The sequence below is a fragment of the Spirulina sp. 06S082 genome (assembly GCF_034932145.1).
Taxonomy (GTDB): Bacteria; Cyanobacteriota; Cyanobacteriia; order Cyanobacteriales; family Spirulinaceae; genus CCY15215.
Genome location: NZ_JAYGHV010000321.1, coordinates 1 through 7,825, shown reverse-complemented (window position 1 = coordinate 7,825; position 7,825 = coordinate 1). Strand labels below are relative to the sequence as shown.

6 protein-coding genes are annotated in these 7,825 nt (G+C 41.8%); 3 read left to right on the top strand and 3 right to left on the bottom strand.

Annotated elements, in window-relative coordinates; translation table 11 throughout:
* The first annotated feature begins 121 nt into the window (after positions 1 to 121).
* Positions 122 to 586, top strand: a complete 465-nt coding sequence (locus VB714_RS20140; protein ID WP_323226468.1) for a DUF2235 domain-containing protein — start codon at positions 122 to 124, stop codon at positions 584 to 586.
* A 25-nt stretch (positions 587 to 611) separates the two neighbouring features.
* Here the strand turns inward: VB714_RS20140 and recQ are convergent, their stop codons facing one another.
* On the bottom strand, positions 612 to 2,762 hold the full coding sequence (gene recQ / locus VB714_RS20135) for a DNA helicase RecQ (protein ID WP_323226467.1): 2,151 nt from the start codon (positions 2,760 to 2,762) through the stop codon (positions 612 to 614).
* A gap of 220 nt (positions 2,763 to 2,982) precedes the next feature.
* Between recQ and VB714_RS20130 the strand changes: the two genes are divergently transcribed.
* The gene (locus VB714_RS20130; RefSeq protein ID WP_323226466.1) at positions 2,983 to 5,046 is read left to right on the top strand and encodes an ABC transporter ATP-binding protein; all 2,064 of its coding nucleotides are present in this window, start codon (positions 2,983 to 2,985) and stop codon (positions 5,044 to 5,046) included.
* Here the strand turns inward: VB714_RS20130 and VB714_RS20125 are convergent, their stop codons facing one another.
* Both VB714_RS20125 and VB714_RS20120 read right to left on the bottom strand, forming a co-directional pair.
* Entirely contained in the window at positions 5,047 to 5,868 is an 822-nt protein-coding gene (locus VB714_RS20125) for a hypothetical protein (protein ID WP_323226465.1), read from the bottom strand.
* An 81-nt stretch (positions 5,869 to 5,949) separates the two neighbouring features.
* Positions 5,950 to 6,690 (bottom strand): response regulator transcription factor, encoded by a 741-nt coding sequence (locus VB714_RS20120; protein WP_323226464.1) that lies wholly within the window; start codon positions 6,688 to 6,690, stop codon positions 5,950 to 5,952.
* Positions 6,691 to 6,903: 213 nt separating this feature from the next.
* Here VB714_RS20120 and VB714_RS20115 point away from each other — a divergent pair.
* The coding region (locus tag VB714_RS20115; protein ID WP_323226463.1) for a YheT family hydrolase at positions 6,904 to 7,825 on the top strand (922 nt) is incomplete at its 3' end.

Here is a 7,825-nt window from a genome sequence, read left to right as displayed (position 1 = left end):
TGGAGATGATCTGACGGGGGCTTTGCCTAGTCAAAAATCTGTGAAGCAGGAAATCTTGAATGCGAGTTCAAGAATCTCCCGCTAGAACGCTAAAGCGTTCTAGCGGTGAGAGTATGTCAACATTGAACGCGCTTTCCACGCAATGGCGATCGATGAAGATCGCAAAGTTTTTCAACCGACATTGATGCAGCAAAAACCAGAAAATAGCGGGCAAAAACTGCGAAAAGAATGGTTTCCAGGAACCCACGTTTGTTTGGGTGGAGGGGCCAAGGCCTATCGCGGTTTGTCCAATGGGGCATTATTATGGGCGATCGATGTCATACAAAATGATTTTAAATTGGGTCTTGAATTTGACCTCACCAAAATAGAAGATGGCAGCAAAGTCGATCCCCTGATTAATTTTACAACTGTGCGAGATGCAACCGGATTTAGCAAATTCATTTGGCAGTTCACGGGTATTATATCTCGCAATATTGAGAAAAGCGATCGCGATCCTATCTTTCACAATAGTGTTAAGCAACGCTGGCAAGGGCGATCGGATTACCGTCCCGAGAACTTAAAACCTTTTCGCGCGCAGTTTGAGTGAGGTGTAAATTTTCATCTCTTTTGCTTTAAAAAGGGTCTTCCTCATCTTCATTTTCCCTGCGCCAGCGCGATCGCGCCAAACGGATCTCTTCATAGCTGTACTCGTCCCCCAAAGCGTCTCGAATGGGAGTTAAGGCCTTATCTCCGACTTTTTCAATAGCAGCGATAATTGTTTTTTGTCGTTCTGGGGGAACGAGGCGATCGACATCGATCGGCGATCGCATTTCGATTAATTCGCTTAAATGAGAAGAAATAGTGCTGGGACGCAAACCACGCTCCCTCGCGATTTCTTCTAAGTTTAATCCTTGTTGATATAAACCCAAGGTTATCATTTGTGTATCGGAAGCAACGGGAACGGGTGGTTTATGTTCTTGGCAAAACTCACGAATTTCCGAGATAAAGCGATCGCCATAGCGGTCTAATTTTTGCGCCCCAACCCCAGGAATTTCGGCAAAATCGGCTCGGGTTTGGGGGCGTTGTTGTGCCATAACCCGCAAACTCGAGTCGGCAAAAATCACATAAGGGGGAACGGATTGAGCATCCGCGAGGTTTTTTCGCAACAAGCGCAGGCGATCGAAGAGTAATTCGGCTTCAATTTTCCGGGGATTTGCTTCAGATTCTGTTTTCGCTGCCGTTTTTTGAGGGACAGCAATATTAACCGATCGCTGTTTTCTGAGAATTTCCCAACTTTTTTTATTTAACTTTAAAACCCGATAACCATCAGTTGTTGACCCCAATAGTCCTTGATGCAGCAGCGATCGCGTTAAATGTTTCCATTCATCTGCACTTCTATCTTTCCCAATCCCGTAAGTTGAAAGTAAATGATGTCCATAATCTAAAACTCGTTTTTTATTCGATCCTCGCAATACATCAACAATATGGTTCGTACCAAATTTTTCCCCACAGCGATACACGCAAGAAAGAAACTTTTGTGCCTCAATAGTCCAGTCTTCAATCGGTTGTGGATTGCGGCAATTATCGCAGTTTTCACAGTTACCCGAAAATCGTTCTCCAAAGTAACGTAATTGAATCGTGCGACGACATTCTGTTCCTTCTACATAGTCTACAATTTGGTTTAATTGCTGTCTAGCAACGCGCTGTTCGTTCTCATCGGGTTTCTGATCGATGAGATAATCAATGCGAGGTTTATCTCCAGGACTATAGAAGAGAATACAGCTTGCAGGTTCGCCATCTCGTCCTGCCCGTCCCGATTCTTGATAGTATCCTTCTAAGTTTCGCGGTAAGTCATAGTGGAAAACAAAACGCACATCAGGTTTATTAATACCCATGCCAAAAGCAACAGTTGCCACAATTACTTGTACGTCATCGCGGATAAAACGATTTTGATTTTTGCTTCTTTTTTCCGACTCCATTCCGGCATGATAAGGAAGAGCAGAAATGCCATCCTTTTCCAGTCGAAATGCAATTTCATCGACCTTGCGACGACTCAAACAATAAACGATTCCCGATGCTCCTTTTTGCAGACGAATTGCATTCAAAAGCTGATTGTAACTTTGACGCTCTTTTCGCTTAACTCCATAATATAAGTTAGGACGATTAAAACTAGCAATATAAATACTCGGACTATTAAGAGTAAGTTGTGTGCAAATATCCTCCCGCACGCGCTTAGTTGCTGTTGCGGTAAAAGCTAAAACCGGAATATTGGCATAGCGTTGACGCAGTTGTTTGAGTTGACGATACTCTGGGCGAAAATCGTGACCCCAAGCAGAGACGCAATGTGCCTCATCGACAGCAAAAGCGGAAATTCCCACCCGCGATCGCAGGACTGACAAAAAAGGCAAAAAAGACTCGCTCAACAATCTCTCAGGGGCAATATACAGGAGTTTAATTCTGCCTTGCAAGATTTCTTGTTCTCGCGATCGCACTTCCTCTCGTTCCAAGCTACTATTAAGAAATGTTGCCCCAATCCCATTATTCAAGAGGGTATCTACCTGATCTTGCATCAGGGCAATCAGGGGAGAAACCACAACCGTTAAACCGGGTTTGAGTAAAGCTGGCAATTGAAAGCAAAGAGATTTCCCTCCTCCAGTCGGCATAATGGCCAGTAAATCCCGATCTTGTAGGGCTTCTTCAATAATTTGGCGCTGTCCTGGTCGAAAGGTATCGTAACCAAAGTATTGTTTGAGATAAGTTTCGAGGGTGTCTAGTTGGTACATATCTACTTTTTACCCCAGAATGGCATCATGGAGCAAGGGAAAGCAAGACAAAGAAGGAAATAATTTCTTTTACCCATTACTCAAGAGTATTATAGTGTTGATGCGATCGCCGCTATTTTGCTGCTGCTATTTCATTAAAGGCGATCGCCTCTCTTAAGCGATCGAGATTGCAGTCCCACCAATTTTTTTCTCTCATTCGTTTGTTGGCAAACAATTCCCTATGACTTCTAACCGATTGTTACTGACTTCTGCCTTGAAATATCCCCTATTAATGGGTTTAACAATTATTTTGGGATTTTCAAGTGCGCTTTTTAATGGAGTGAGTACAGCATTAATTGTTCCTCTTTTATTAGGATTTTTAGGACAAAATACAGGACTCATCGAACAAGGTCCCCCTCTCCTCCGCAAGACAATGTCTTTTTTCGAGTGGTTTCCTGGAGATTTTAAATTTGTGGCCATGATCGGGGCAATTTTACTGGCAATTATTTTAAAAAATTTAGCCAATTACCTGACTATGGTTGCGAGTAATTATTTTTTACGCTCCCTCTCCATTGAAATGCGCCTCTCAGGAATTAAATTATTATTAGATGTTGATTTAGACTTTTATAGTAAAACCAAACTCGGCGATTTGATTAATATAATTAATCAAGAGATGGTACGAACAACTCAAGCCATTAAAATTGCGATCGCAATCTTGACTAATGCCATTACAATCTTAGTTTTCTTATGGATTCTCTTAACATTATCTTGGCAACTGACCTGCATTTCAACTATTTTATTAATTGGCGTTACTTTCAGCAATCAATACTTAATTAATCGTGCCAGGGGCTATGGTCAGATTCTTTCTGACAAATCCGGTCAGTACACAAAAAGGCTGATGGAAATTTTAGCAGGGATTCGTTTAATTAAAACAGCAAGCACAGAAGAGGAAGAATATCAACAACTCGAAGGTTTTGTTAGAGAACGCGAACGAGCAGATTTAAGCTCTCAAGCTAATTTTGCGATCATTGCTCCTTTTAATGAGTGTTTGGGGATTATAACAATTTTGGCTATTGTTGTTTTTGGTCGCTATTTCTTAACCCAACAACTTCAATCGCTTTCAACTATTTTATTGATTTATTTGGTGACATTATTTCGTTTAATTCCTTTTGTCGGTCAATTAAACAATAATCGCAGCCAATTTTCCAACGTGGCTCCCAGTGCGGAAATTGTCGCTCATTTTTTACAGAGAGATAATAAGCCATTGATGGCAAATGGCGATCGCAATTACAAAATGTTACAAGAAGGTATTCGTTTTGAAGGGGTTGATTTTGCTTATCCAGGACAATCAGAATTGGTTTTAAAAGATATTAATTTATGGATTCCTAAAGGGAAAACTGTAGCTTTGGTGGGGTCTTCTGGAGCCGGAAAATCAACATTAGTAGATTTGATGCCACGGTATTACGATCCGACAGCCGGAAGAATTACCTTAGATGGTATCGATTTGAAAGAATTTGTACTTTGTGATTTGAGAAACGCGCTAGGAGTTGTGAGTCAAGATACTTTTCTGTTTAATAATACGATTCGTTATAACATTGCTTACGGGCGAGAAAATGCCACAGAAGAAGAGATTATTAACGCAGCCAAACAAGCGAATGCCTATGAGTTTATTATGGAAATGCCCAAACAATTTGCCACCAATATTGGCGATCGCGGAGTTATGCTTTCGGGGGGTCAACGACAGAGAATTGCCATTGCTCGAGGGTTGTTAAGAAATCCAGATATTTTAATTCTGGATGAAGCAACCAGTGCATTAGATACCATATCTGAGCGATTAGTTCAAGAGGCAATTGATGAATTGTGCCGCGATCGCACGAGTATTGTCATTGCTCATCGTCTTTCTACGATTCAACGGGCTTATCAAATCGTAGTCATGGAACGTGGGAGAATTGTTGAAGTAGGCAATCACGACGAATTGCTCAAATTAGACGGTCAGTATGCCAAACTCTATAATCTACAATTTGGGGATAAGAAAAAGAAAAAAGAGGTTATTCTACCGACAAATGAAGCCCTCATTCGCGCTTCCATTCGTGCTTCTCATACATTGCGATCGCGTCTTTCCTATCAAGTTCGCAGTCAACTCAATACCATGTTAGGTTCCCTACAATTGGTAACAGACGATCTTACCGATACCCCAGAAGAAAACCAAGAATTACTGGAAGAATCCTATGCTTCTGCTTTGGAACTACTGAAAACACTATCGTTTTTTGATGAAAAACAAGGAGTTAATCTTTCCAATAAATAATCAAAGGACTTTAGTACCTTCGATCTCACCAAAAATTTTCTCTGATAATTCTTGAATTTCTTGGTCTTGAAAGATTGTGCGATAAACAGGATTATCGACAAATGCTTGAAATCTTCTGAGAACGTTCATTTGTTTGGCATTACCATCTAAACTTTGTTTATCAAAAGAACTACCACCACCATGATGTGTAATTATATCCAAACCGCGATCGGTAAACTCTAGATTGAGAGCATGAGCAAGTTGACGACGATACTCCTGACTAGCGAACCAAGTATTAAAATTAATTGTTACTGTCTGATTCTGAAGATAAGAGGTTTGACCGATAAATTCTCTTGCATAGACTTTCCACATTTCAGTAATTTCTGCGGTCACATCCCAACCTGCTTTTAACCAGCTTGCGAAGGTATTATAAGGATCTCGCAAAATCAACACAGAACAAACTTCCTGACTTTTACCAACATCTACTAAAAGTTGACTTCGATGGCGATCGATTTTATCTAACGCATAATTCTCGTAAGAACAAATCAATAACTGTTTAGAAACAAGGGCACCTGCAAGATCTCGATGTCCCGGCCAGTAATCAAAATTGCGATAGGATATTCCCCAGTTTTGCTCCCAAGGGTTTTGGTCTGGAAAAACCCCATTAATAAAACAAGTTTTTAAGGGTTGTTGTGAAATTATCCAATTAATTAACGCATGATTTCCCGAACGTTGGATGCCGCAGATTTGAAATAACTTTTCGTTGATGGGGTATCCCAATCTCACTCTAACTTTTCTCAGTATAGAACCGATGTTTGATTTTGTTTCTCTCATTATTGCCATGTTCTCAATCTCCTATTTAAAATCCCCATCTCGATAATGGGGATACTGACTCAATATATTAACAACTTTACCTGTTCAAATCTAAGCCGTTGCCGAATTTTCTGCCATCTCTTCTCGTTCGATTCCAGGTAACTCCAAACAGTATCCCGCTCCATAAACAGTTTTAATATACTGAGGATGACGAGGATCGGGTTCTAGTTTCGTTCTCAAATGGCGAATATGGACTCGAATGGTTTCGATATCGTCATCGGGATCGTAGCCCCAAACCTCCTTGAGAATTTCGCTGGGGGAAACGGTTTGACCATGACGTTGCAATAAACAGTGCAGCAGTTCAAATTCTAAATGGGTTAATTTTACGGTTTTATCAAACCAATTCGCTTCAAATCGTTCGGGGATTAGAGTTAGGTGTCCATAACTGAGAATTTCTGAATGTTTGGCGGCTTGGGGAATGCGATCGGTGCGTCGTAGGAGGGCGCGAACTCTAGCCAGCATCTCTTCAAGTTCAAAAGGCTTGGTCATATAATCATCTGCACCGGCATTAAAGCCTCCCACCTTATCAGCAGTTTGATCCAGTGCGGTGAGCATGAGAACGGGAATATCGGCGGTACGATCGTCCCGGCGCAATCGTTGGCATACGGTAAAGCCATCTACTTTAGGGAGCATTAAATCCAGCATAATTAAGTCTGGCTGTAGTTGTACTGCTAAGGCTTGACCTTTTATGCCATCACTAGCCAGATTCACATCGTATCCAGCCATCTCTAAGTTGATGGACACCAATTCTGAAATTGCGGGATCGTCGTCAATGACCAGTATTCGAGGCATGGCTAGAGAACTAGAGTTATAGGTTAATTTTACAATCTGTTGCGGTTTAATAAGAACTGCAAGCAGAAAGTAAAGTTTTCTGTATTGATTATAAGTATAAGAGGGAATTTCCGATACCCTTTCACGGCGATCGCGATTTTTTTCCCTTTGTTTCAGAAATTAGTAAAGTTATTTGCTGATTTTTTAGCTCAAGACTTTGGAGAGTACCTGACCATGAAATTGACAATCCCCTATCAGCCACCTTGGTATTTAAGAAATAGCCTAGTACAAACTATCTTTGCCAGTTATTTTTATGGGGAGATTTGGCAAAGACAGAAGGAGCGATCGCCGTGGCTCGCGAAATTCCCTGCTATTCCTTGGCAAGAGCATTGTTTTTCAGGTTTTCGCGATGTTCCTTTATGGGGGTTGTGGAGTTGTCCCCCTGGGGCCAAAGGAACGATGATTATTACCTATGGCATTACGGGGGACTTGGAGACGGCTTGGTATGCTAGGACTCTGGCTCGTAAGGCTTATGGGCGGGGTTGGGCGGTATTAGTTTACGATTGGCGATCGCATGGTAAAAGTGGGGAATTGTCCCCAGTTCCCTCTTCTGATGGTTGGCATGAGGGCTTTGATTTGGTAAAACTAGCGGAACAGTTGGTGCAGTTGGGGTGTCCTCCTCATGTTGCTCTGACGGGCTTTTCTTTGGGGGGACAACTTTCCTTGTGGGGCTTAAAAGCAGCACGGGAGGAAAAGTGTCCTTATATTCAGACTGCTGCCGTTTTATCCCCTAATTTAGAATCCAATCGTTCTTTGACCCATCTCGTGCAAACGCCCATTGGTCGGATTATTGAGGGAATATTAGCGAGGGAATTGTACCAAGCGGCAAAACTGCGAGGCGATCGCTTTCCGGAAAGCACTAAATCTGAGGCGATCGAGCGAGTTGATTCGATTCGCGCCTTCGATCGCGAAATGGTGATTGATTATTATGGTTTTGCAACGGTTGAAGATTATTATTATCAAACAAGTGGTCTTTATCTCCTAGACAAAATCGATCTTCCTTATTTGCTTGTTTATGATGCAGAAGATCCCCTTTTCGATCCCACCTTAGTCCCAGAACTTCAACAACGCACCGACAAAAATCCCCAAGCTCATC